Origin of the sequence: Ulvibacter sp. MAR_2010_11, from assembly GCF_002813135.1 — a bacterium.
Classification (GTDB): domain Bacteria; phylum Bacteroidota; class Bacteroidia; order Flavobacteriales; family Flavobacteriaceae; genus Altibacter.
This window is the reverse complement of the sequence record NZ_PHTY01000001.1, coordinates 2,409,371-2,430,975: the sequence shown is the minus strand read 5'-3', so window position 1 is coordinate 2,430,975 and position 21,605 is coordinate 2,409,371. Positions and strand designations below refer to the sequence as shown.

Sequence of the window (21,605 nt, the reverse complement as noted above, 5' to 3'; positions counted from 1 at the left end):
GCTTCAGAAATTTCAAAGGACACTTTATTCTCACCTTTCCATTTCTCATTTTAAATGTATTCTACCATAACCTTTATACAACTCTCAATTTTTACTTCTTAAAAAGCTGGCAATCAGCCCTTAATTTCTTGAAACACGATATCCAATTCGCGAATCCAGACTTTACCTTCTTGCATTTTACGAGAATAATAAAAACCTTTGAAGGGTAAAACTAAATCCAATAATCGTGACATAGAAAAATTAATTTAAAAAGAGAAAGCCTCTACCAGGTAGAAGCTCTCACCGTTTCTTGAAAAACGAAATAAACTTTAAGTTTATCATATTAAAGATACAAATTTTTAGATAAAACACATTGAGTTTATTTCACCATGTGTCTGCTAATGGCACATAAAATAAGCCGCGAAAGCCAAAAAGCGAACGAGTAGGCATTTTATCTAAATAATTAGATTATGAAAAATTATATTTCCTTAGCATTGTGTATAGGCTTCATATTAAGTTTTGTTACACTAAATGCACAATCCAGTGCACAGGTTGTAAGTTCAAATTCTGAATATACCATTATTCATGCAAATGATCTTAAAGATATTACAAACGGAAATACCCGAGGCGGTGGATTTCCATGGGAGGGTTGTAGAGAATTTACAGTAACTATAGATGTAGAAATATTTTCAATTGAAACAACAGTGCTTTTGTGTTGTGTACAAGGTGTTTGTATCCCAAATGTAACCGGAGGTTCCGAAATAGAAAACAGAAGCAGCAACAGAGTTTATGTAAAAAATTCTTCCTCGCTACAAGTTGGAAATTTTACAATTCGTATTTTAGAGGGTTATTACAATCTGAATAACGACAACGAAATTACCAACTTAACTTATGAAATCACCAAAACGAGATAGTCATGAGCACCATTCAAACAAATCGAATTATAGCTTTTATAATAGATGTTCTAATTGTGAGTTTTATTTGTACCCTTTTTGAAAATTTTTTACTGCCTGATTTGTTTGAAGTAAAGGAAGTAGAAGTATTTGAAAGAAATTTCAAGATTCGATATTCATCCATTTTAATCTTCTACTTCCTATATTTTATCATTTTTGACGCCATATTAAATGGAAAAACACTTGGTAAAATTCTGTTAAATCTTGACCTCAAGGCTATCTCAGGTGAAAGAATTACCAAATCTACACTCTTCAAAAGATCGCTGTTAAAATTAATTTCCATTGTAATAGCCCCTATTTCGCTAATTCTTTTTTTCGTTAAAAAAGACTTTACAATCCACGATCACTACGCCAAGACAACTGTGATAAAACAGGATTAATTCCGATTTACATATTTATTAACATCCAACAGATTACATGGGTTAATGTTCCTTCAAATATCTTTTAATAAATAGCTATGACACGTTGCTTCCCACTTCTAATTTTGCTTCTATTACTATGCAACGTTAATTCAGCAAGTGCATCAAAAGACCTTAAGAGCAATCCAACCCTAGAACAGCATCTGAACGAATTAGTTTTTCGGGTTACTACTATTCAATCTCGCTATACATATTACAAGAATATTATCCACCAAAATATTAGCATTATCAACTCACAACTTCAGCAAAATAAATCCCTCAAACAACAGGTCGAGCTGCTTATTAAAAAGGATTCATTAAAAGATGATCTGATTCGAATTTCCAAAAATGAACTTTTGGAGATTAACAAGATTAGATATTTAAAAGGCCTGGAAATCATCAAGATTCTATACGAAAAAACCTTGTCATTGGATCATCATTTCAGTTCAGTAAACACAATAAACGATGTAAATAAGATTTCCAACCCACACTTTTATCCGGAGTTTACCAATGTGATGGATCAATTCAAATCAAAAAAAAAGAAAAGCTTTGGCTTCGACTTATCCTCAATACTAGAAGAAAATATTTACGCATCTGTGATCCATACTTTTATTTCACTCTTCACGAATAACAATAAGCAAATTTCAACTGAGAAGAGTTTATCTGATGTGGAGTGCATTCTTGACTTTACGCTGCAAATGCATAACGATTTAAATATAATTTATTTTGAAACTATTTTTCTGCAAAAAAGCAATGATAATATTCGGGAAGAATTGGAGCAGCTTTTTATCGATTATACCAAGCCCATACTATACACTAATTCATTGGATATTTGTAGAAATACCGACGACTGGGCTGAAATTGGAGTGCTCTTAAATAAATACCTGGACGAATTGCAGGTGATCAAAAATGACAGTTCAAAATCCGGAAATGTAAAATCAATGCTAATTGATTTAGAATTTTCAATTGATAGGTTATTACAATTTATTGCACGGTATAATGCGTTTATCAATCAAGGAGAAATCTATTACGAAAAATTTGGGATTATGTTAAACGGCTATGAAAATGAACAACGATGTTCAGATAAAATACCGGTAGAATATCAAAAATTAAAAGAAAGCATCATTATTGCCGTCGAAAAATTTAAAACAGCCTATAAACCCATCGAAATCAACGGCAGCAAACTAAAAGAAGTGCTCTATGGGATCAACGAATACGACTAGGCCAAAAAAATATAAATTACAACCCCCTCCGCTCCTTCTCCTTTTTTAGCAAAGTAAGTTCCCGGCTGGTCTGCCCCGCCACCGATGTATTTTCTTCGGCCCTACGTATTAAATAAGGCATCACGTCTTTTACAGGCCCAAAAGGAATGTATTTGGCCACATTATATCCTGCCTTGGCAAGGTTGTAACTAATATGATCACTCATACCATACAGTTGCCCAAACCATATACGCGGGTCATTTTTTGAAAGTTCCTTGGCTTCCATAATCTCCATACACAGATAACTACTGGATTCGTTATGCGTTCCAAGAAACAGTGATATATCCTCCAAATTATCTAAAATATACCCCATTACCGCGTTAAAATTATCATCGGTTGCCTTTTTACTCGCGCAAATAGGACTATCATATCCCTTCTCTTCTGCCCTATCGTTCTCCATTTCCATATAGGCGCCACGAACCACTTTAAAGCCCAGTTTATATCCTTTGGCTTTAGCTCGCTTATGAGCTGCTTTCAGATAATCCAATCGGTCCCAACGGTAGCATTGCAGGGTATTAAAAACGATGGGGCGTGATTTGTTGTACTGCTCCATCATTTTTTCACACAAATCGTCTGCTGCGTCCTGCATCCACGATTCTTCCCCGTCAATAAGCAAGGAAATGGTACAATCGTGTGCCGTTTTACATACGGTATCGTATCGCTCGACGATCCGCTCCCACTCTTCGGTTTCGGAAGGAGTTAAGGCTTGCTTTTCAGTAATTTTCTGCCAAATTTTAAAGCGGCCGAAACCCGTGGGTTTAAATACCGAAAAAGGCATGGTCGATTTTTTTTCGGCAAAAAGTGTGAGCTCCACGACCTTTTGCATGGTAGCATCAAACTGCACTTCCTCTTCTTTTCCTTCCACCGAATAATCGAGTACGGCATGTACTCCCGCACTCATTAGACTTTCCACAGTACTCATACAGTCCTTTTCATTCACTCCCCCGCAAAAGTGATCGAACACCGTTGAACGTATAAGTCCTTCTACCGGAAGATTGAGGTTAAGTGCAAACTTAGTTGCTGCTGTGCCAATTCGAACCAGGGGTTCATTCGCGATCATTTTGAATAAAAAATAGGCACGCTCCAATTCCGAATCACTTTTTAGCGCAAAAGCTGTTTCGGTATTGTCAAAAAGGGAATTTGATATCATAAATTGAAAAAAGTCTATGCAAATATAGTTAGATTTGACATCTCTTTAAACTATGAATCATTAATCATTCCCATGAAAATTATTAAGAAAGAAAGAGGCTCTGTATATTGCAACGATGCACTTTGGAAAGTTTTAAATACGCAACTTACGGAGTTGCAACCTTCGAGTATTTTTATTCTTACAGATGAAAATACCCGAAAATACTGCCTTCCCTACTTCTTAGAGCATCTGAACACCGATGAAAGATTGGACATTCTTGAAATTCCGAATGGGGAAGCCTATAAAAATATTGCTAGCTGTACACAGCTTTGGGATGAACTGTCTACCAAAGGAGCTGATAGAAAAAGTATACTCATAAATCTTGGAGGTGGTGTGGTCACCGATCTTGGCGGATTTGTGGCATGCACTTTTAAAAGAGGAATTGAGTTTATCAACATTCCAACTTCGCTCCTTGCCATGGTCGATGCTTCGGTTGGTGGGAAAAACGGAGTGGATCTGGGCTCTCTTAAAAATCAGATTGGGGTTATTAAAAATCCATATGCTGTCTTTATCGATACTCACTTTCTACAAACCCTTCCCGAAACTGAAATTACTTCAGGCCTGGCCGAAATGTTAAAACACGGACTCATTTCTTCCGAAGCATATTGGGAAAAGGTGAAAACCTTCGACAGCAGTGAACTTGAAAGAATGACCGCCCTTATTTGGGAGTCGGTTGAAATTAAAAACCAAGTCGTTACCAACGATCCTAATGAACAAGGGCTTCGAAAAACACTTAATTATGGCCATACATTGGGTCATGCCATCGAGTCGTATTTTATGGACTTACCGCATCGGAAGCCACTGTTACACGGAGAAGCCATTGCGATTGGCTTGATTTTGGCGACCTATATTTCCTCGGAAATGTTAGGCTTTCCTAAGCAAAAGCTAAACGATGCCACACAAACGATTCTGCATCACTTTCCGAAGGTAACTTTTGATGAAAAGGACATCGATTCGATTCTTACTTTACTAAAATTCGACAAAAAAAACTCACACGGAAAGGTCTATTTTATCCTTCTAAGCGACATCGGAATTCATAAAATAAACTGTGAAGTCCCTAATGGATTAATTTACAAGGCATTTGATTTTTATAAAAATTATTAAAAATTTACAGCTAAAAAATTTGTTGGCTTCGATTTTTTAGTAGTTTTAAATCCACAAACCATCAATTGCCTCCGAACTTATGAAACGAATAATTGTTGATTACAGAAAGCTTACCCCGGAAATACTTTCCTTATTGGTCGAAAAGTATCCCGATGGCTACGACGATGATCAAGTGATTACTTTTAAAAATGCTAAAAATGAAACAGTAGAAGCAGTTGAAGTTCGCACCGAAGATGCTATTTATTTGGTGAAAGTAAGCTCCCGATTAGAGATAACCATGGCAAATTATGATGAAGATGATTATGATGATGCCGATTTCAACGAGCCTATTGTTGAAATTCCCGAAAAAGGGAAACTCGATGACGAACTGGAAGGTATCGACGATGACCTGGAACCCGACCTGGACGAGGATCTCGATGAGGATTCAGAGGTTAAAAAAAGTCGGAGCGAAGAAGAATAATCGGTCGGCTATTATTCTATAAATATCTTTCTGTAATAATTTGACAATGATGCTTCTCGTGACCGGCAATAATAAAGCCTGCTGCCCTAACCGATAATACATTGTTACTTGATTTTCCTGTGCGTAGCAAGGTCTCATCATTAAAACTCCTGAATAATAACAGGCTTGCTTTTCGCACCGCTGCATATTCGTCGAGTAAATTTTCACGGCTCCTGGTATTTGCATTTGAATTATCGGCAAATTCGTTTTCATCAAATCCGCTTAACGAAACATTTTCGGCTCTGGCAAATTGCAATGCGCGATAGCAGAAGACACGTTCACAATCTATTAAATGCAATAAAATATCTTTTGGGGTCCACTTGCCCTCAGCATATCGGAATTCGAGTTTGTCCTCGGGGATTGCTTTAAAAAATGACTGCATGCTGGCTAGTCCGGTTTCAAGTGCTACTAATAAATCAATACCGGCTACCTGAGCCAGGTATCTTTCAAAATAAGCAGAGAATTCGGTCTGGGAGAGGTCTGAAACTTTCATGCGACAAAATTTTTATAATTAAAAAACCCCTCGAATTTCAAGGGGTTGTCACTAATTTTACTTTTTTATATTTTTAAAAACCGAATGCATCAAGCGTTTTTTATCGTTGATACTTTCTTCCAAAGAAATCATAGTTTCGGTACGGGTCACGCCTTCAATATCGTCTATTTGATAGATAATTTCCTTGGCATGAGTGGTATCACGGGCACGAATTTTACAAAAAATATTAAATTTTCCGGTTGTGACGTGAGCAACCGTTACATAAGGAATTTCATTAATTCGTTCCAGTACAAACTGGGTTTGAGAAGTTTTATTCAGAAATATACCTACATAGGCTATAAAGGAATAACCTAATTTTTGATAATCGAGGGTTAGTGAAGAACCAGTAATAATCCCGGCCTCCTCCATCTTCTTTACACGCACATGAACTGTCCCTGCCGATATTTCAAGCTTTTTCGCTATATCGGTAAAAGGAGTTCTTGTATTTTCAATTAACATATCGAGAATCTGATGATCCGTATCGTCTAGTTTAAATTTTGCCATGAATTGGAATATTTTGTATCCTGCAAAAATAATCCGTTTTCAGCAATAAAAAACTATTTATTCGGAAAATATACTACCGAATCGTCCATTTTGTTAACAATATCCAAAACTTTATCTCCAACAAAGACGTTTTCTTGAGAATTTACTAATACTGAAGCCCCTTCGCCGTCAATTTCGAAATGTCCTATAAAATTATCCAAATCGCCTACCGCGTCAATATGCGGTTGAAACTCGACGGTGTTTTCAACGAGAATTTCAGAAAATTGTATTGCTATTGCCGAAGGACTGTCGCTATTGTTATACCGTACGTTGCGAAGAATAATATCCTTGTAGTTTACCTTGTTCTCAGGAATCTCGAAATAATGCATATAGTTTATCGATTCACTTTTATTGTCAAAAATTTCAAACAACTCCAAAAAGGCATAAAAGATAAATTCTCTGGATTTTTCACGCATATAATCTCCTCGATAATGCCCGGCCTCAAAGAGAATGGTTGGCACACCGGCTTTTTGAAAAGTATCCCCCACACAATTCACGTTAAAGGTATCGTCATACCTCCCAACCTGCCCCGGGATGTGGTGTTGTAAGGAGTGGTACATTCTAACAATGGCTTCCATCGCTATTTTCCGAGATGGTGTGATACGGCGTTCTTTATCGGCTGCAGGTGCCAAAAATGAAATCGTAGCCGGTAATCCGGTATCCAATCCATAAATAGTCCTCTGATCGTGCAGATTCAAGCACAATTCAGGAGCAACCTTTTTAAACACAGCGTGTAAAATTTTGCTTTCCCGTTGGGTTAATTTGTGTGCATCTCTATTTAAATCAACAGAATTGGCATTCTCACGCGTATAGCGTTGGGCACCATCCGGATTGAGCAATGGTAGTATATAAATTGTAAACGTCTCTAAAAATTGCTCTATTTCGGTTATAAAATGCTGCTTCTGACTCAAAAACTTCAGAAAATCGAAAATTGCCTTGGTGGTTGTAGCTTCATTTCCGTGCATTTGAGACCAGGCCAACACGATTTTATTTCCCGATCCAACTTTCAGCATTGAAATATCATGACCCATTTCGGAAGTTCCAACCACCTCAACAGAGTATAAACTTTTATACTTTTCGAGTAGTGGAAAAATATGTTCGAGTGTAATATAACGACCCTTAAGTTGATGCTCAAAATGTGAAGAATACCAGGTGGTTATTTCCATAGCTGTAACTGTGTATTTACAAAGGTAAACAAAGCGGTGTTTACAAATGTAAACACGCAATTGTATTGATTTTGGTGCTTTTTGTAAACGAAATGTGACGTTTGACAACAAATAAATGATTAAAAAATTAATTTTTTAATTTTGTTGTCTTATTTTGCTTTATTTCAATGAATTATCATGACTTTAATAAAGTAATAATTTAATATTTTATATATTCCTAACCTGTTAAACTTGTGTATGCTTTGGTAATAATTTACATTTGTAACCGTTAGAAGAACAAACAGCAAGTTACAATGGTAAACAGTACGGATTTCGCAAAAAGATTGGAAAAAATACTCGATTATTACGGGTTGTCCGCCACTGCTTTTTCGGAGGCCATCGACTTTAATCGCTCTACTATTTCGCACCTTCTTTCAGGTAGAAATAAACCCAGTTTGGAATTTGTAATGAAAGTTGTACAACAGTTTCCGGAAGTAGAATTGTATTGGTTGTTAAATGGAAAAGGAACTTTTCCGGTCGACGCGAAAGAGCAAATAGCCCCTACTCCGAATATTCCAAATAATAAGGTTTCCTTAGAAGCTAAAAAAAACCTCGAAAATCGTTCAATTTCAGAAAATTCTAAAAATCAGCAAGATATAGAGCGAATAGTGATTTTTTATAAGGACGGCAGTTTTAAGACCTATGAAAACTAAAGATTTTCAGTAATTTTTCAGAAATTCGCATAAAATCTGCTACATGCGAATTGTTTTAGCTTTCTTTCTCTTCTTTACTGTAACCGGCTGCTATGAGGTAGAACGCAATTGCAATAATTTTAGAACAGGCACATTCGAATTTGAAGCAATTGTTGGGACAGAATTACTTACCACAACCTTTGTACGTAAAGATTCTATTGAAATTGATTATTTTAGAGGCAAGGCCGATACTTCTTCCATACGCTGGATAAACGATTGCGAGTACATCGTAAAAAAATTGAATCCGCGAAACCTGTCTGAAGAAAAGGCTATTCACATGAAAATTCTTACCACTAAGGGGAATACTTACACTTTTGAGTACAACGTGGTGGGAGAAACAAAAAAACAAAAAGGAACCGTTAATAAAACAGACTAATGTTCGAAATTCTAACCTCTCCGGATGCACTGGTAGCGCTATTCACACTTACCTTTTTAGAAATTATCTTAGGGATAGACAACATCATATTTATCTCGCTTGCAGCCAGCAAACTACCTGAAAAACTCCAAAAGAAAGCGACGAATATCGGATTATTTTTGGCCATGCTTATTCGAATTGTATTGCTATTTGGTATTTCATGGCTCGTTGCCATGGAAGCTCCTTTCTGGCATATTGATTTGTCGTGGATTAAAGCCGGAATTAGCGGTCAAGGCCTTATTCTCTTTGTGGGAGGACTCTTTTTACTGTACAAAAGTACGAGTGAAATTCACGAAAAGGTTGAAGATAAAGGACATGACGCGCGGGAAGTAAAAAAGAGTCGCGCAACGTCTTTAAACAAAGCAATCCTTCAAATTTGTCTTATCAACATCGTTTTCTCCTTCGATTCAATCCTTACAGCTGTGGGAATGACCAATGGAATAAGCGACAATCCAACCGATGCGTTGGTCATAATGGTCATTGCTGTAGTAATTTCGGTATTGGTCATGATGATTTTTGCTAATCCGGTAGGGAAATTTGTAACAAAACACCCAACTGTTCAGTTGTTGGGCTTGGCTTTCTTAATTTTAATCGGCTTTATGCTAATTGCTGAAGGCGCACATCTTTCTCATTTGGTAGTATTTGGAAATGAAATTGGAGTTATTCCAAAGGGCTATCTCTATTTCACTATCGCTTTCTCATTGTTTATTGAATTTTTAAACATGAAGTATCGCAAAACAACCAGTGAGATTGTGTCTCATATTGAAGAAGAAAAAGAGGATTAGTAATTCAGGGTTAACAATAGCCTAAAACAACATCGTCTGCCCTTCTTCGTCGATTGGTGGTTCCTGGTCATCTCCTGTAGTATCATTATCGTTTGAAGCATCATCGGCCGATACATCTTCCTCGTCCACTACGTCTATTTCCTCTGCAGGAACAGGCTCGGGCGCTTCATAAGGCAAGGACTCTAACGGATTTATCTCAAGTACTTTTTCTTTGGTAAGCTGATTCCCCATAGCGGTAATTCCTTTTACCGCAATAAATTCCTCCAAATTGATTTCCAGATTGTCTTTTCGGTCTTTACCTCTGTCTTTTACAAAAACCACTTCGGTGACAGGTCGGTAGTCGGTAAATACACGTTCCAAATACGACTTAGGATGCTCGGTGATAATGGACTCGTCTCTATCGGGATTATCGATTAAAAAACGTTTCACATAAAATAATTCCTTTTCGCCTTCCCAGTATATCGCCGAAATTGGTTTTTTAGGGTCCCATTTCTCCAAAACAATCATGTCGTCATCAAAACGCAGTGTCAAATCCGGAATTACGGTTTTAACCATCCCCTTCTGATTGATAATAAGCAAACGATCTTCCTTGGTAAATTCGCCCAACAACTCGCCTCTTTCGTCTACATTCAATCTTTGAACAGTATCATCGAACCAAATCTTTCGGGGTTTTAGCGTTGACAAGCCTTTTTCTTTGAGCTCAATACGTTTTACGGGATGCTTTGTTACTATGTTTCCTTTGGAAGCACGTCCTTTTACTAGTAAATCGGCAAAGTCTAAATCGAATTTTAGCTTTTTAATGCTTCCGGACTGCCGTAATAGCACTGTTACCACTTCGGCTTCGCCATTTGGGTTATCGGTGAAATAAAGCACCTTAGAACCTTTATTACCTGCCGTAAGGTCGTATTCTTTGTCGCGGGTTATGGAAGTAACTGCAAAACGCTTTACATAGGTAGGACCGCGTAGCCCATCCTTATAGATCATATTGTAGATGGTACGCTTGTCTTTCTTCTTAAAGACCGCAACGTGTAATATTCCTTTTCCAACAAAGGTTTTGGCATCTACCTTGGTGACCATCATGGTACCGTCTTCCGTAAAGACAATAATATCATCAATATCGCTGCAATCTGTCACGTATTCATCACGCTTCAAACTGGTACCTACAAAGCCTTCTTCCCTGTTTACATAGAGCTTGGTATTTCGAATAACAACTTTGGTGGCTTCTATATCGTCAAAGACTCTAATCTCACTCTTACGTTCCTTGCCTGCCCCGTATTCCTTTTTCAAGCGTTTAAAATAGTCGATAGAATATTCAATTAAATTGCTCAAGTGATGCTTCACCTGTGCAATCTGATCTTCCAGCGAATCAATCTTTTGCTGTGCCTTGTCTATGTCGAATTTTGATATACGTTTAATCCTGATTTCGGTAAGTCGAACAATGTCGTCTTCGGTGACGGGACGCTTCAAATGTTTGATATGGGGTTGTAATCCTTTGTCGATGGCTGCAATCACTCCTTCCCATGTTTCCTCTTCTTCAATATCGCGATAGACGCGATTTTCAATGAAGATTCGTTCTAAGGAGGCATAATGCCATTGTTCTTCCAGTTCGTGCAACTGAATTTCCAACTCACTTTTCAGCAATTCAACAGTGCGATCCGTCGATCTTCGCAACATTTCAGAAACTCCAATAAACAGAGGTCTGTTGTCCTCGATGACACAGCCCAGGGGTGAAATTGAAGTCTCGCAAGCCGTAAAGGCATACAAGGCATCGATGGTCTTATCGGGTGAAATTCCGCCCGGAAGATGAATGAGTATCTCAACCTCAGCAGCGGTATTGTCTTCTATCTTTTTGAGTTTTATTTTTCCTTTATCATTGGCCTTTAAAATGCTGTCAATCAATGAAGATGTATTGGTTCCAAAGGGTATTTCGGTAATCACCAAGGTGTTTTTGTCCAACTGATTGATACGTGCTCTACTACGAACTTTTCCGCCACGGAGTCCATCCTGGTAATTTTCAATATCTACAATTCCGCCGGTTGGGAAATCCGGGAACAACGTAAAGCGTTTTCCTTGAAGGTGTTTTATAGAAGCATCAATAAGTTCCAAAAAGTTATGCGGAAGAATTTTTGTGGAAAGCCCCACTGCAATTCCTTCGGCTCCTTGTGCCAACAACAATGGGAACATCACCGGAAGGTTGATAGGTTCCTTCTTTCTTCCGTCGTAAGAAGCCTGCCACCCTGTTATTTTAGGATTGTAGACAACATCCAACGCAAACTTAGACAAACGCGCTTCAATATATCGTGAAGCTGCAGCACGATCCCCTGTCAATATATTTCCCCAGTTCCCTTGTGTATCGATGAGCAGGTCCTTCTGCCCTATTTGTACCATGGCGTCTGCGATACTGGCATCACCGTGCGGATGGTACTGCATGGTATGTCCCACAATGTTCGCCACCTTGTTATAGCGACCATCGTCCAGATCTTTCATGGAGTGCATGATTCGGCGTTGTACAGGCTTAAAACCGTCTTCTATGGCCGGCACCGCACGTTCCAGAATTACATAACTGGCATAGTCCAGAAACCAATCCCTAAACATGCCGGTAACCTTAGTGATGGTTTCCCCGCTGGTATCTTCGTTCTCTCCCAGATAATCGGGAGTTTTATTTATTGGTTCTTCGTTGTTGTCAAGCTCTTCACTCATTGTACGTCCACTCTGTCAAGTTCAACTTTCAAATTATTGATAATAAATTCTTGTCGGTCCGGAGTATTCTTGCCCATATAGAAAGACAACAGCTCTTCAATACTCATAGATTTGTCGAGCATCACCGGATCCAGCCTGATATCTGCTCCTATAAAATGTACAAACTCATCCGGAGAGATTTCCCCAAGTCCTTTAAAGCGGGTGATTTCAGGTTTGGGCTTTAGCTTTTCGATGGCGTTTACACGTTCTTCTTCGGAATAGCAATAAATGGTTTCTTTTTTATTGCGTACCCTGAATAACGGCGTTTGCAGTATGTACAAATGCCCTTCTTTAATTACTTCAGGAAAAAACTGAAGGAAAAAAGTGATAAGCAACAGCCTTATGTGCATTCCATCCACATCGGCATCGGTGGCAATTACAATATTGTTGTACCGAAGGTCCTCCATAGACTCTTCAATATTGAGTGCGGCCTGCAACAAATTGAATTCCTCGTTCTCGTACACGATCTTTTTTGAGAGTCCGTAGCTGTTTAAAGGCTTTCCCTTTAGGCTGAAAACCGCCTGCGTATTCACATCCCGACTTTTTGTGATACTTCCACTCGCCGAATCTCCCTCGGTAATAAACAAGGTCGATTCCAGATTGCGTTCGTTTTTAAGGTCTCCCAGATGCACTCGGCAGTCCCGAAGCTTTTTATTGTGAAGATTGGCCTTTTTGGCACGATCCTTTGCCAATTTTCTAATTCCCGAAAGTTCCTTCCGCTCCCGCTCAGCCTGCATTATTTTTCGCTGAATCTTTTCGGCAGTATCGGGATTTTTGTGTAGAAAGTTATCGAGTTGGGTTTTTATAAAATCGTTGATAAAAGTACGTACAGTTGGTAACCCGCCTCCCATATCGGTGGAGCCCAGTTTTGTTTTCGTCTGACTCTCAAAAACAGGTTCTGTTACTTTAATGCTTATGGCAGAAACAACCGATTTACGGATATCGCTGGCTTCGTAGTTTTTTCCGTAGAATTCGCGAATGGTTTTTACCAAACTTTCCCGAAAAGCCGCCAAATGGGTCCCACCTTGTGTAGTATTTTGTCCGTTTACAAAACTGTGGTATTCTTCGCTGTACTGTGTTTTACTATGTGTGAGAGCTATTTCAATGTCATCGCCGCGAAGGTGAATCACCGGATAAAGCATATCTTCGGAAGAAATGTTGTCTTCCAACAAGTCTTTGAGACCGTTTTCCGAAAAGAATTTTTCGCCGTTAAAGTCAATGGTAAGCCCCGGATTGAGATACACATAGTTCTTCAGCATTTTTGCAACGTACTCGCTTCGGTATTTGTAATTCTTAAAAATAGTTTCGTCCGGAACAAAAATCACTTTGGTTCCTTTACGTTTGGTGGTTTCTTCTATTTCGGGATTTTCAGTAAGCTCACCTTGAGAAAACTCGGCATACTTTAACTGATTGTCCCGAACCGATTCTACCCGAAAAAACGCAGACAACGCATTAACTGCCTTTGTTCCCACTCCGTTGAGTCCAACCGATTTCTTAAACGCTTTGGAATCGTATTTTCCTCCGGTATTCATTTTGGAAACTACGTCGACTACTTTTCCCAACGGAATTCCTCGTCCGAAATCACGAACTTTTACTTCTTTGTCTTTTATTCGAATTTCAATGGTTTTTCCGGCCCCCATTACAAATTCATCGATGCAGTTATCGATCACTTCTTTCAGTAAAATATAGATGCCGTCATCGGGTGTAGAACCATCCCCCAGCTTTCCAATGTACATGCCGGGACGCATACGAATATGCTCCTTCCAATCCAGCGAGCGTATGTTCTCTTCGGTATATTGTGTTTCTGCCATAAAGTCTTGTGAATGGTCGATAAATATAGGGGTTCACCTACAAAATTGAAACCCAAATGCGGTAAAGTAATTAACAAATGGGAAGCCTCAATTGTTAGTAAGATTTTCTTAGATTTTTTTAACAAATAAAACTCCCCTTTCCAAAACTTAACCCAAAGTTTATCTAATAAATTGTTAAATGAAAATCTTTGGTTGAGGAAGCAAACTATATTTAATTCATGAAAAAACTAACACTACTATTCGCAATACTTTTTACGTATACATTGATCAACGCTCAATCTGCTTCATCACCGTATGAATGGGATTGGACAACAGACGGTATCTGGACCGGTGCCGGACTTCTTGGAAGTGCCGGAGGGCTGTTAATCATCCAGAATAAGGATGACATGACCATGGAAGAGTTCAACAATCTCAATATCGAGGATATCAATAGTATTGATCGCTGGGCTGCCGGAAATCATTCTGAAACTGCCAGTAAATTAAGCGACATGCCTTTTGCCTTTTCTTTTGCCTCCCCACTCATTCTTTTATTTGATGATGAAATAAATGACAATACGGGTCAGGTACTGCTTTTGTATGTTGAAACACTGGCCACAACTGCAACCATGTATACATTTACTGCGGGATTAATAGATAGGTCACGTCCATATGTGTACGATGACAGTGGAGATACTTCACTGGGAAGAAGGATGTCTAACAACGGCCAACGCTCGTTTTATGCAGGACACGTTGCTGCTTCTGCGACCGCTACCTTTTTTGCCGCGAAAGTGTATAGTGATTTTAATCCGGACGCATCGGGTAAATTTTGGGTTTGGGCAGGAGCTGCCGCCATTCCTGCATCTGTTGCATACTTACGAATTGAAGCAGGACAGCATTTCTTAACCGATGTAACTTTGGGATATGTGTTGGGAGCTGCAACCGGAATTTTGGTTCCCGAATTACACAAAAAGAAAAACGAAAACGTTCAGGTGTATCCTACTACTGGAATGAGCCTTACTGGTGATGAATATCGAGGAATGGCTCTGCGATTAACTTTCTAAATTATACATTAAATCGGAAGTGCATTACATCACCATCCTGTACAATGTATTCTTTTCCTTCAACGCCCATCTTACCTGCCTCTTTTACTTTGGCCTCACTGCCGTAGTTGACGTAGTCACTGTACTTTATAACCTCAGCGCGAATAAATCCTTTTTCGAAGTCGGTGTGAATAACACCGGCTGCCTGTGGTGCAGTAGACCCAACGGGAATTGTCCAGGCACGCACTTCTTTCACTCCTGCGGTAAAATAGGTTTGAAGATTTAATAATTTATACGCTCCCCGAATTAATTTCGCCGATCCCGGTTCTTGCAATCCCAGATCTTCCAAAAACATTTGTCGCTCTTCGAAGGTTTCCAATTCGGTGATATCGGCTTCGGTACCTACTGCAAGTACGATCACTTCGGCATTTTCACCGGCAACCGCTGCTTTTACTTTCTCGACATAGTCATTTCCGGTCGCCGCAGCTTCTTCATCTACATTGCACACATACATCACAGGCTTGTCTGTAATGTATTGCATCGGTTCAATAAATTCCTCGCGCTCTGTTTCGGTAAGCGTAATGGCTCGCACCGAAATTCCTGCCTCCAGACCTTGTTTTACTTTTTGCAAGGCTACCTCCTCTTTTATTGCCTCTTTATTTCCTGTTCTCGCTGCTCGTTTTACCTTCTCTAGTTTCTTGTCGGTAGTATCCAGATCCTTCAATTGCAGTTCTATATCAATGGTTTCCTTATCTCGTACAGGATTTACACTTCCGTCTACATGTACAATATTGTCGTTGTCGAAACAACGTAGCACATGTAAAATAGCATCGGTTTCGCGAATATTCCCAAGAAATTGATTTCCCAATCCTTCACCTTTGCTGGCTCCCTTCACCAATCCTGCAATATCAACTATTTCAACTGTGGCAGGCAATACACGTTCTGGCTTTACCAATTCTTCCAACTTCACCAACCTGCTATCGGGAACATTAACCACACCAATGTTGGGTTCGATGGTACAAAAAGGAAAGTTGGCGCTTTGCGCCTTTGCATTCGATAAGCAATTAAAAAGTGTTGACTTTCCTACGTTTGGCAATCCTACGATTCCTGCTTTCATATTCGGTAATTTTTGAAATCCTTCAGAAGCAATAAATGCTTCAATTTTTGAAGTTGCAAATATACATCTTCATAGCAATAAATAACTGCTTTTGAAGCACATCATTTTCAGAAAAAATATAGGAAACATTTTAGACAGGTTTAATACTCTTTTAACAACTTATGGTTTAAGTTTACATTGTAATAACCAATAAACAATAATTAAGATGAAATTAATAGCAATAGTATGTGCTGCGCTTTTTTTAGGTATAAATTCAATATCGGCGCAAGAAAATAAAGATGTAGACCAGAAGACGACCATTAAAAAAGTGGTGACTAAAGACACCACCGTTCAGACCAAAGTAATTAAGGAAACAGATACCGAGGTAGGAGTTGTTGTGGTTGAAGGAAATGAAAAAGAAGATCAAAACACAAATGTCGTTACAAGAAAAGTAGATGATAAGCAGGTTGTTGTAGACGATGTTTCGGAAGACGCTAACAATAAAGCGATGCAGGAAGAAATTGCCAGAAAGAAAAAATTAGAGCTTGAAGCTTCCATTAAAGCAGAAAAAGAAAAAGCTGAAAGAGAAAAAGCAGCGTTAGCCGCTATAAAAGAGGCTCAATTAAAAGAGATGGAAGCCAATAGACAACGATTGGAACACCGTCCTAAAGGAATGGCGAAGTTGCAGAAAGACAACTAATTCATTAAAGATATTAAAGGAAAACCCTCAGTTAACTGGGGGTTTTTTATTGTAAAATAGTTTCAATTTCTGTTGTATAGGCATTAAAATTAATAAGATCGTTGTGGTTCCCCCCCGTAATTGTAATAAAACTTACCCTTTTAGGCGGAATAAGTACCACCAATTTTTTGGCAGACGCATAGGGCACAGTGTTATCTTCGGTTCCATGGAAAATCACTATGGGACATGTTACATCTTTGATAAACCGATAGGTTGGAAATTTATAGCGTAACAATAATTTAACGGGTAGGAATGGAAATCGGCTTTTCGCCACATCTTCCATACTGTAAAAAGGCGTTTCCAAAAGCAGCTGCTTCGGATTGTTTTGAGAAGCCACATACGCTGCCATACTGGTTCCCAAGGATCTTCCGTACACAATAATTTCATGTTCCCCATAGCTTTTCAGTAAATGATCATAAAATAATTGAGCGTCTTTAAAAAATGCCTTTTCCGATAAGGCGCCGCTACTTTTTCCGTAGGTTCGGTAATCCATGACCAGGACATCGTATTGAAATTGTGTGAAATAGGATGTGACCTCTCCCCAACGCGATAAATCGCCCGCGTTTCCGTGAAAATACAGGATTACACCTTTCGGGTTTTCATTTTTAAAATGAATTGCATTGAGTTTTGCACCATCCTCGGTTTCTAAAAAAATTTCTTCGAAAGTTTCTTCAAATTGGAAGGTGTATTCTTGTGGGAGAGTCGAGGGATGAAAAAGCAATTTTTCTTGCATAAAGTAGAGTACGGTAATTCCAAAAAGCACTGCAAAGAAAACAAAGACGAAGAGTTTCTTTAGCCTTTTCATATTATTTTTTAGCTGAATGTTGCACACTCAAACTCGTTGTTGACAAATCTATTTTCTGTTCTTTGGAAGCAATTATCTCGCTAAGTACTTCGTGGTATTCTTCAAAATTATTCAGGTTTTTATGTCCGCCGCCAATAATAGGATACAACTTTGTGAGTTTCGGCTTTATCTGAGCCAATTTTACACTACTCTTAAAAGGAATCAATTTATCCTGAGTCCCGTGAATTATCCGTATAGGGCAATCAACATACTTCAACCATTTATAGGTAGGCATAGGATATCGCAATATCACCGAAAGTGGCATAAATGGCATGTATCTTCCCGTAACCTTTGTTAAACTGTAATAAGGCGCATCCAAAATAAGCATCTTGGGAGTATTCATAGATGCCAATTTTGTAGCAAAACCCGATCCCAATGAGCGACCGTAGAGAATGATATATTTTTCATCAACTCGTTCTCTAATTTTATTATAGATGTATTGTAAATCGTTTTTTATAGCTTTTTGTGATCTCTTTCCTGTGCTTTTCCCAAATCCGCGATAATCGACCATAATCACATCGTGGTGGTTTCGGGTAAAATCTACCGCAAACTTACCCCAGCCCTTTATACTTTTGGAATTACCCTTCAAATACAAAACCACGCCTTTGGGCGATTTCACTCTAAAATGTAGTCCGTTGATAGTAGCACCGTCCCTGGTTTCCAAATTGTATTCTTCCACGATCTGATTTTCATATAAAAACTGAAAATCACTTGGTAATTTTTCGGGTTTAAACAGAAAATATTCTTGCAAATAATAGAGAAGAATGCTAATGATTATGTAAATCACCACTACAATTAAAAGAATATGCAACCATATTGGCATGTATTGTTTTTCTTTAAAATTACGAAAATAAACACATCAAGCAAGTGATGATAACCTTGTTTATAACAATTGATTGAGAATTAAAAACGTCTTTTTTTTATATGTAGCTTTAACATTAATATAACAGAGTACTAACAAAACAACCTATCCCATGAAAAAAATTACACTTTTATTACTATTAGCAATCTGCGGAATTGGCTTTTCCCAAAACACAGTCACAGGAACTGTTGTTGATGCGGACGGCATTGCGCTTCCCTATGTTAATGTGGTCGAAAAAGACACTTCTAACGGTACAATAACCGCCGATGACGGTACATATTCCATCGAAGTGGGTGACAATGCCATCTTGGTGTTCAGCTATATAGGGTTTACACCTCAGGAGATTGAAGTAGCCGGACAGCCTATGATAGATGTTTCGCTTACCGAAGGGGAATCACTGGAAACAGTAGTTCTTGTAGGCTCCCGTAGTCCGAAACGTACCGCAGTGAATACCGCAGTACCTATTGATGTAATCAATCTGGAAGATGTTACTTCTCAGATTGGTAAGGTAGAAATTAACGAGCTGTTACAATATGCAGCACCCTCCTTTAATGCCAACAAGCAATCGGGTTCGGACGGAGCAGATCATATTGACCCTGCTTCTCTTAGAGGTCTGGGACCGGATCAAACGCTGGTTTTAATTAACGGAAAAAGAAGACATCAGTCTTCCTTGATAAATATTTTTGGAACAAGAGGCCGTGGGAATACAGGAACCGATTTAAACGCGATTCCGGCTTCTGCTATTAAGCGAATTGAAGTGCTTCGCGACGGAGCAGCTGCCCAATACGGTAGTGATGCTATCGCCGGGGTAATAAATATCGTATTAAAAGATAATATCAATCAGTTGACCGGTAGTGTGAGTTACGGTGCCTACAGCACCAATGCCGATGTAGACACCAGCGCCTTCGCCGAAGACGACTACGGGGTTTGGAACACAGATGGGTTCCGCTTAGACACCGACAAGGATGGCAATGCCATAGGAGAAGACAAAAACTTTGACGGTGGGTCGGTAAAAATTGCTGCCAACTATGGCTTCGGAATTGGCGAAAGAGGCGGATTTGCAAACTTTACAACCGAATATATGAATAAGGAAAAAACGCTACGTCCTGCCTTCGATTTCAGAAAAGGATTTGGTGAAGCAGCCATTGAAGGGTTTAATTTCTTCGGAAATGCGGTAATCCCCGTAAACGACAACACAGAGGTGTATGCATTTGGTGGTAGAAATTATCGCGATACCGATGCCTATGCGTTTACCCGTAACGGTGGAGCCCGAGTGATCCCTTCAATTTATCCGAATGGTTTTACCCCTAGAATTACGTCGCTTATTTTGGACAATTCTGTTTCGGCAGGAGTGCGTACCAAAACAGAAAGCGGCTGGCATGTAGATATCAGTAATACCTACGGAAAAAATAATTTCCACTATTACATTCAAGGTACATTGAATGCATCATTGCAGGATGCTTCCCCAACCGATTTCGATGCGGGGGGTCACAGTCTTTCGCAAAACACCGTGAATCTGGATTTTTCGAAATATTATGACGATGTGTTAAGCGGAATGAACCTTGCTTTTGGTGCCGAATACCGCACCGAACGCTTTATTATTTTTGCAGGAGAAGCCGGTTCGTACGGGACTTTCGACGTAAACGGTGTTTTAATTACTAATCCCGCAGACCAGGAACAACCCACCGATCCGGATTCGGGGGATGTGCGCCCAGGAGGATCACAAGGATTCCCGGGATATGGCCCGGATAACGAGGTAGACCGCAGCAGATCGAACCTTTCGTTGTATGCCGATGGAGAATTTGATATTTCGGAAGCCTTCCTAGTGGGGCTGGCAGGACGCTATGAAAACTACAGCGATTTTGGAAGTACCCTGAACGGTAAATTGGCAATGCGTTTAAAAGCAACAGACAATTTGAATGTGAGAGGATCGGTAAGCACAGGTTTTAGAGCTCCATCTCTGGCGCAGATTTACTACAACCTACGATTTACCAACTTTATAGGTGGCGTTGCCAGCGACCAGCTGTTATCACCTAACAACAGTCCTGTTACTGCGTCTTTTGGTATTGGACCTCTTCAGGAAGAGAAATCGCTGAACGCCGGACTTGGATTTACAGCTAATTTTTCGAAATTCACTGCTACTGCCGATTTGTATTATATCGACGTTCAGGACCGAATTGTATTGACAGGTAATTTCCCGGCCCCGGATCTTCCGGCAGTCGACAGTGCTCAGTTTTTCGCCAATGGTGCCGATACCGAAACTACAGGTTTAGATTTGGTGCTAGCATACAAGGATAATATAAATGACAATAGAATTGGTGTGTCCTTATTGGCCAACTTTAATAATATGGTGATTAAGGAAGTTAAAAATGGTCCTTTGGATGAGCAGACATTTTTTGGAGAAAGAGACAAGGCTTTTTTATTGGCTTCTGCCCCCGAAAGTAAGATTTCAGGGAATTTAACTTACGGAAGAGACTGGTTTAGCGCAGCTATAACAGCGACCCGATTCAGTGATGTTGAGTTGTTAGACTTTCAAGTGTTTGAAGATTCTGCCGATTATGGAGGCTTTGCTAATAAAATTGCGGCCGCAACCGATACCTATACTGCAAAGTTTGTATTCGACTTAAATTTAGGATTCGAGCTATCCAATAATTTCACTTTAAATGTGGGTGGTAACAACTTATTTAATGTGTATCCCGATCAACAAGACGATTGGACAGAAGCCGGTGGATACTGGGATTCGGTTCAAATGGGCTTTGGTGGAGCCTATTACTACTCCCGTTTAAATTTCAGTTTTTAAAATAACTTCCTAAATAATATTGACTGATAAACCCTCTCACTCCATTGAGAGGGTTTTTTATGATTTTTTAAGATAAAACACGTTAATTCTATGGAAGTTTAGGATAGTATTATCAACCCGTTAGCTGTATTTAACAACG

The 21,605-nt window shown here is 39.1% G+C and carries 20 protein-coding genes; 11 read left to right on the top strand and 9 right to left on the bottom strand.

Annotated elements, in window-relative coordinates; translation table 11 throughout:
• Nucleotides 1-449 precede the first annotated feature (449 nt).
• The 3 genes from ATE92_RS11155 to ATE92_RS11145 all read left to right on the top strand — a co-directional run bounded on the left by ATE92_RS11155 (nucleotide 450) and on the right by ATE92_RS11145 (nucleotide 2,553).
• On the top strand, nucleotides 450-893 hold the full coding sequence (locus ATE92_RS11155; RefSeq protein ID WP_100803791.1) for a hypothetical protein: 444 nt from the start codon (nucleotides 450-452) through the stop codon (nucleotides 891-893).
• Nucleotides 894-895: 2 nt separating this feature from the next.
• Complete coding sequence (locus tag ATE92_RS11150; protein WP_100803790.1) at nucleotides 896-1,312, top strand: RDD family protein; 417 nt, start codon at nucleotides 896-898, stop codon at nucleotides 1,310-1,312.
• Nucleotides 1,313-1,389: 77 nt separating this feature from the next.
• Nucleotides 1,390-2,553 (top strand): hypothetical protein, encoded by a 1,164-nt coding sequence (locus ATE92_RS11145; protein ID WP_100803789.1) that lies wholly within the window; start codon nucleotides 1,390-1,392, stop codon nucleotides 2,551-2,553.
• Nucleotides 2,554-2,569: 16 nt separating this feature from the next.
• On the opposite strand, the gene ATE92_RS11140 is transcribed toward ATE92_RS11145, so the two are convergent.
• Nucleotides 2,570-3,742 (bottom strand): proline dehydrogenase family protein, encoded by a 1,173-nt coding sequence (locus tag ATE92_RS11140; protein WP_100803788.1) that lies wholly within the window; start codon nucleotides 3,740-3,742, stop codon nucleotides 2,570-2,572.
• Between the two features lie 72 nt (nucleotides 3,743-3,814).
• Between ATE92_RS11140 and aroB the strand changes: the two genes are divergently transcribed.
• Nucleotides 3,815-4,885 carry a 3-dehydroquinate synthase gene (gene aroB, locus ATE92_RS11135; protein WP_100803787.1) on the top strand — a complete coding sequence of 357 codons (1,071 nt, stop codon included), beginning with the start codon at nucleotides 3,815-3,817 and terminating at the stop codon, nucleotides 4,883-4,885.
• 79 nt (nucleotides 4,886-4,964) lie between these two features.
• On the top strand, nucleotides 4,965-5,345 hold the full coding sequence (locus tag ATE92_RS11130) for a hypothetical protein (protein WP_100803786.1): 381 nt from the start codon (nucleotides 4,965-4,967) through the stop codon (nucleotides 5,343-5,345).
• Between the two features lie 16 nt (nucleotides 5,346-5,361).
• Here ATE92_RS11130 and ATE92_RS11125 read toward each other — a convergent pair whose 3' ends face one another.
• The 3 genes from ATE92_RS11125 to ATE92_RS11115 are packed head-to-tail and all read right to left on the bottom strand — an operon-like array spanning nucleotide 5,362 to nucleotide 7,625.
• A complete protein-coding gene (locus tag ATE92_RS11125; protein WP_100803785.1) occupies nucleotides 5,362-5,877 on the bottom strand; it encodes a DinB family protein in 516 nt (171 codons plus the stop codon).
• A gap of 57 nt (nucleotides 5,878-5,934) precedes the next feature.
• Nucleotides 5,935-6,420 carry an Lrp/AsnC family transcriptional regulator gene (locus tag ATE92_RS11120; RefSeq protein ID WP_100803784.1) on the bottom strand — a complete coding sequence of 162 codons (486 nt, stop codon included), beginning with the start codon at nucleotides 6,418-6,420 and terminating at the stop codon, nucleotides 5,935-5,937.
• Between the two features lie 53 nt (nucleotides 6,421-6,473).
• Nucleotides 6,474-7,625 (bottom strand): M14 family zinc carboxypeptidase, encoded by a 1,152-nt coding sequence (locus tag ATE92_RS11115; protein ID WP_100803783.1) that lies wholly within the window; start codon nucleotides 7,623-7,625, stop codon nucleotides 6,474-6,476.
• A gap of 293 nt (nucleotides 7,626-7,918) precedes the next feature.
• On the opposite strand from ATE92_RS11115, the gene ATE92_RS11110 reads away from it, so the two are divergent.
• Genes ATE92_RS11110 through ATE92_RS11100 form a run of 3 tightly spaced genes read left to right on the top strand, consistent with a single transcriptional unit; the run spans nucleotide 7,919 to nucleotide 9,556 of the window.
• Nucleotides 7,919-8,317, top strand: a complete 399-nt coding sequence (locus ATE92_RS11110; protein WP_100803782.1) for a helix-turn-helix transcriptional regulator — start codon at nucleotides 7,919-7,921, stop codon at nucleotides 8,315-8,317.
• Between the two features lie 43 nt (nucleotides 8,318-8,360).
• Nucleotides 8,361-8,732 (top strand): DNA topoisomerase IV, encoded by a 372-nt coding sequence (locus tag ATE92_RS11105; protein ID WP_100803781.1) that lies wholly within the window; start codon nucleotides 8,361-8,363, stop codon nucleotides 8,730-8,732.
• Nucleotides 8,732-9,556 carry a TerC family protein gene (locus ATE92_RS11100; protein ID WP_100803780.1) on the top strand — a complete coding sequence of 275 codons (825 nt, stop codon included), beginning with the start codon at nucleotides 8,732-8,734 and terminating at the stop codon, nucleotides 9,554-9,556. The genes ATE92_RS11105 and ATE92_RS11100 overlap by 1 nt, the downstream gene beginning before the upstream one ends.
• Before the next feature lie 21 nt (nucleotides 9,557-9,577).
• Here the strand turns inward: ATE92_RS11100 and ATE92_RS11095 are convergent, their stop codons facing one another.
• Together ATE92_RS11095 and ATE92_RS11090 are read right to left on the bottom strand one after the other, a co-directional pair.
• On the bottom strand, nucleotides 9,578-12,256 hold the full coding sequence (locus ATE92_RS11095; RefSeq protein WP_100803779.1) for a DNA gyrase/topoisomerase IV subunit A: 2,679 nt from the start codon (nucleotides 12,254-12,256) through the stop codon (nucleotides 9,578-9,580).
• Entirely contained in the window at nucleotides 12,253-14,106 is a 1,854-nt protein-coding gene (locus ATE92_RS11090; protein WP_100803778.1) for a DNA topoisomerase IV subunit B, read from the bottom strand. The genes ATE92_RS11095 and ATE92_RS11090 overlap by 4 nt, the downstream gene beginning before the upstream one ends.
• 218 nt (nucleotides 14,107-14,324) lie before the next feature.
• Here ATE92_RS11090 and ATE92_RS11085 point away from each other — a divergent pair, with 218 nt between their 5' ends.
• Nucleotides 14,325-15,146: a phosphatase PAP2 family protein gene (locus ATE92_RS11085; protein ID WP_100803777.1), complete on the top strand. Its 822-nt coding sequence runs from the start codon at nucleotides 14,325-14,327 to the stop codon at nucleotides 15,144-15,146.
• 1 nt (nucleotide 15,147) lies between these two features.
• On the opposite strand, the gene ychF is transcribed toward ATE92_RS11085, so the two are convergent.
• Nucleotides 15,148-16,242, bottom strand: coding sequence for a redox-regulated ATPase YchF (gene ychF, locus ATE92_RS11080; RefSeq protein ID WP_100803776.1), 1,095 nt, complete (start codon nucleotides 16,240-16,242; stop codon nucleotides 15,148-15,150).
• Between the two features lie 205 nt (nucleotides 16,243-16,447).
• Here ychF and ATE92_RS11075 point away from each other — a divergent pair, with 205 nt between their 5' ends.
• Nucleotides 16,448-16,921, top strand: coding sequence for a hypothetical protein (locus tag ATE92_RS11075; protein ID WP_100803775.1), 474 nt, complete (start codon nucleotides 16,448-16,450; stop codon nucleotides 16,919-16,921).
• A 46-nt stretch (nucleotides 16,922-16,967) separates the two neighbouring features.
• Here the strand turns inward: ATE92_RS11075 and ATE92_RS11070 are convergent, their stop codons facing one another.
• Both ATE92_RS11070 and ATE92_RS11065 read right to left on the bottom strand, forming a co-directional pair.
• Nucleotides 16,968-17,765: an alpha/beta hydrolase gene (locus ATE92_RS11070; protein WP_100803774.1), complete on the bottom strand. Its 798-nt coding sequence runs from the start codon at nucleotides 17,763-17,765 to the stop codon at nucleotides 16,968-16,970.
• A 1-nt stretch (nucleotide 17,766) separates the two neighbouring features.
• A complete protein-coding gene (locus ATE92_RS11065; RefSeq protein WP_100803773.1) occupies nucleotides 17,767-18,627 on the bottom strand; it encodes an alpha/beta hydrolase in 861 nt (286 codons plus the stop codon).
• Nucleotides 18,628-18,778: 151 nt separating this feature from the next.
• Here ATE92_RS11065 and ATE92_RS11060 point away from each other — a divergent pair, with 151 nt between their 5' ends.
• Nucleotides 18,779-21,466: a TonB-dependent receptor gene (locus ATE92_RS11060; protein ID WP_100803772.1), complete on the top strand. Its 2,688-nt coding sequence runs from the start codon at nucleotides 18,779-18,781 to the stop codon at nucleotides 21,464-21,466.
• Nucleotides 21,467-21,605 lie beyond the last annotated feature (139 nt).

Excerpts from the sequence above, each read along its gene's own strand:
- ATE92_RS11155 (WP_100803791.1), top strand. The coding sequence starts at position 450 with ATGAAAAATTATATTTCCTTAGCATTGTGTATAGGCTTCATATTAAGT.
- ATE92_RS11150 (WP_100803790.1), top strand. The coding sequence starts at position 896 with ATGAGCACCATTCAAACAAATCGAATTATAGCTTTTATAATAGATGTT.
- ATE92_RS11145 (WP_100803789.1), top strand. The coding sequence starts at position 1,390 with ATGACACGTTGCTTCCCACTTCTAATTTTGCTTCTATTACTATGCAAC.
- ATE92_RS11140 (WP_100803788.1), bottom strand. The coding sequence starts at position 3,742 with ATGATATCAAATTCCCTTTTTGACAATACCGAAACAGCTTTTGCGCTA.
- aroB (WP_100803787.1), top strand. The coding sequence starts at position 3,815 with ATGAAAATTATTAAGAAAGAAAGAGGCTCTGTATATTGCAACGATGCA.
- ATE92_RS11130 (WP_100803786.1), top strand. The coding sequence starts at position 4,965 with ATGAAACGAATAATTGTTGATTACAGAAAGCTTACCCCGGAAATACTT.
- ATE92_RS11125 (WP_100803785.1), bottom strand. The coding sequence starts at position 5,877 with ATGAAAGTTTCAGACCTCTCCCAGACCGAATTCTCTGCTTATTTTGAA.
- ATE92_RS11120 (WP_100803784.1), bottom strand. The coding sequence starts at position 6,420 with ATGGCAAAATTTAAACTAGACGATACGGATCATCAGATTCTCGATATG.
- ATE92_RS11115 (WP_100803783.1), bottom strand. The coding sequence starts at position 7,625 with ATGGAAATAACCACCTGGTATTCTTCACATTTTGAGCATCAACTTAAG.
- ATE92_RS11110 (WP_100803782.1), top strand. The coding sequence starts at position 7,919 with ATGGTAAACAGTACGGATTTCGCAAAAAGATTGGAAAAAATACTCGAT.
- ATE92_RS11105 (WP_100803781.1), top strand. The coding sequence starts at position 8,361 with ATGCGAATTGTTTTAGCTTTCTTTCTCTTCTTTACTGTAACCGGCTGC.
- ATE92_RS11100 (WP_100803780.1), top strand. The coding sequence starts at position 8,732 with ATGTTCGAAATTCTAACCTCTCCGGATGCACTGGTAGCGCTATTCACA.
- ATE92_RS11095 (WP_100803779.1), bottom strand. The coding sequence starts at position 12,256 with ATGAGTGAAGAGCTTGACAACAACGAAGAACCAATAAATAAAACTCCC.
- ATE92_RS11090 (WP_100803778.1), bottom strand. The coding sequence starts at position 14,106 with ATGGCAGAAACACAATATACCGAAGAGAACATACGCTCGCTGGATTGG.
- ATE92_RS11085 (WP_100803777.1), top strand. The coding sequence starts at position 14,325 with ATGAAAAAACTAACACTACTATTCGCAATACTTTTTACGTATACATTG.
- ychF (WP_100803776.1), bottom strand. The coding sequence starts at position 16,242 with ATGAAAGCAGGAATCGTAGGATTGCCAAACGTAGGAAAGTCAACACTT.
- ATE92_RS11075 (WP_100803775.1), top strand. The coding sequence starts at position 16,448 with ATGAAATTAATAGCAATAGTATGTGCTGCGCTTTTTTTAGGTATAAAT.
- ATE92_RS11070 (WP_100803774.1), bottom strand. The coding sequence starts at position 17,765 with ATGAAAAGGCTAAAGAAACTCTTCGTCTTTGTTTTCTTTGCAGTGCTT.
- ATE92_RS11065 (WP_100803773.1), bottom strand. The coding sequence starts at position 18,627 with ATGCCAATATGGTTGCATATTCTTTTAATTGTAGTGGTGATTTACATA.
- ATE92_RS11060 (WP_100803772.1), top strand. The coding sequence starts at position 18,779 with ATGAAAAAAATTACACTTTTATTACTATTAGCAATCTGCGGAATTGGC.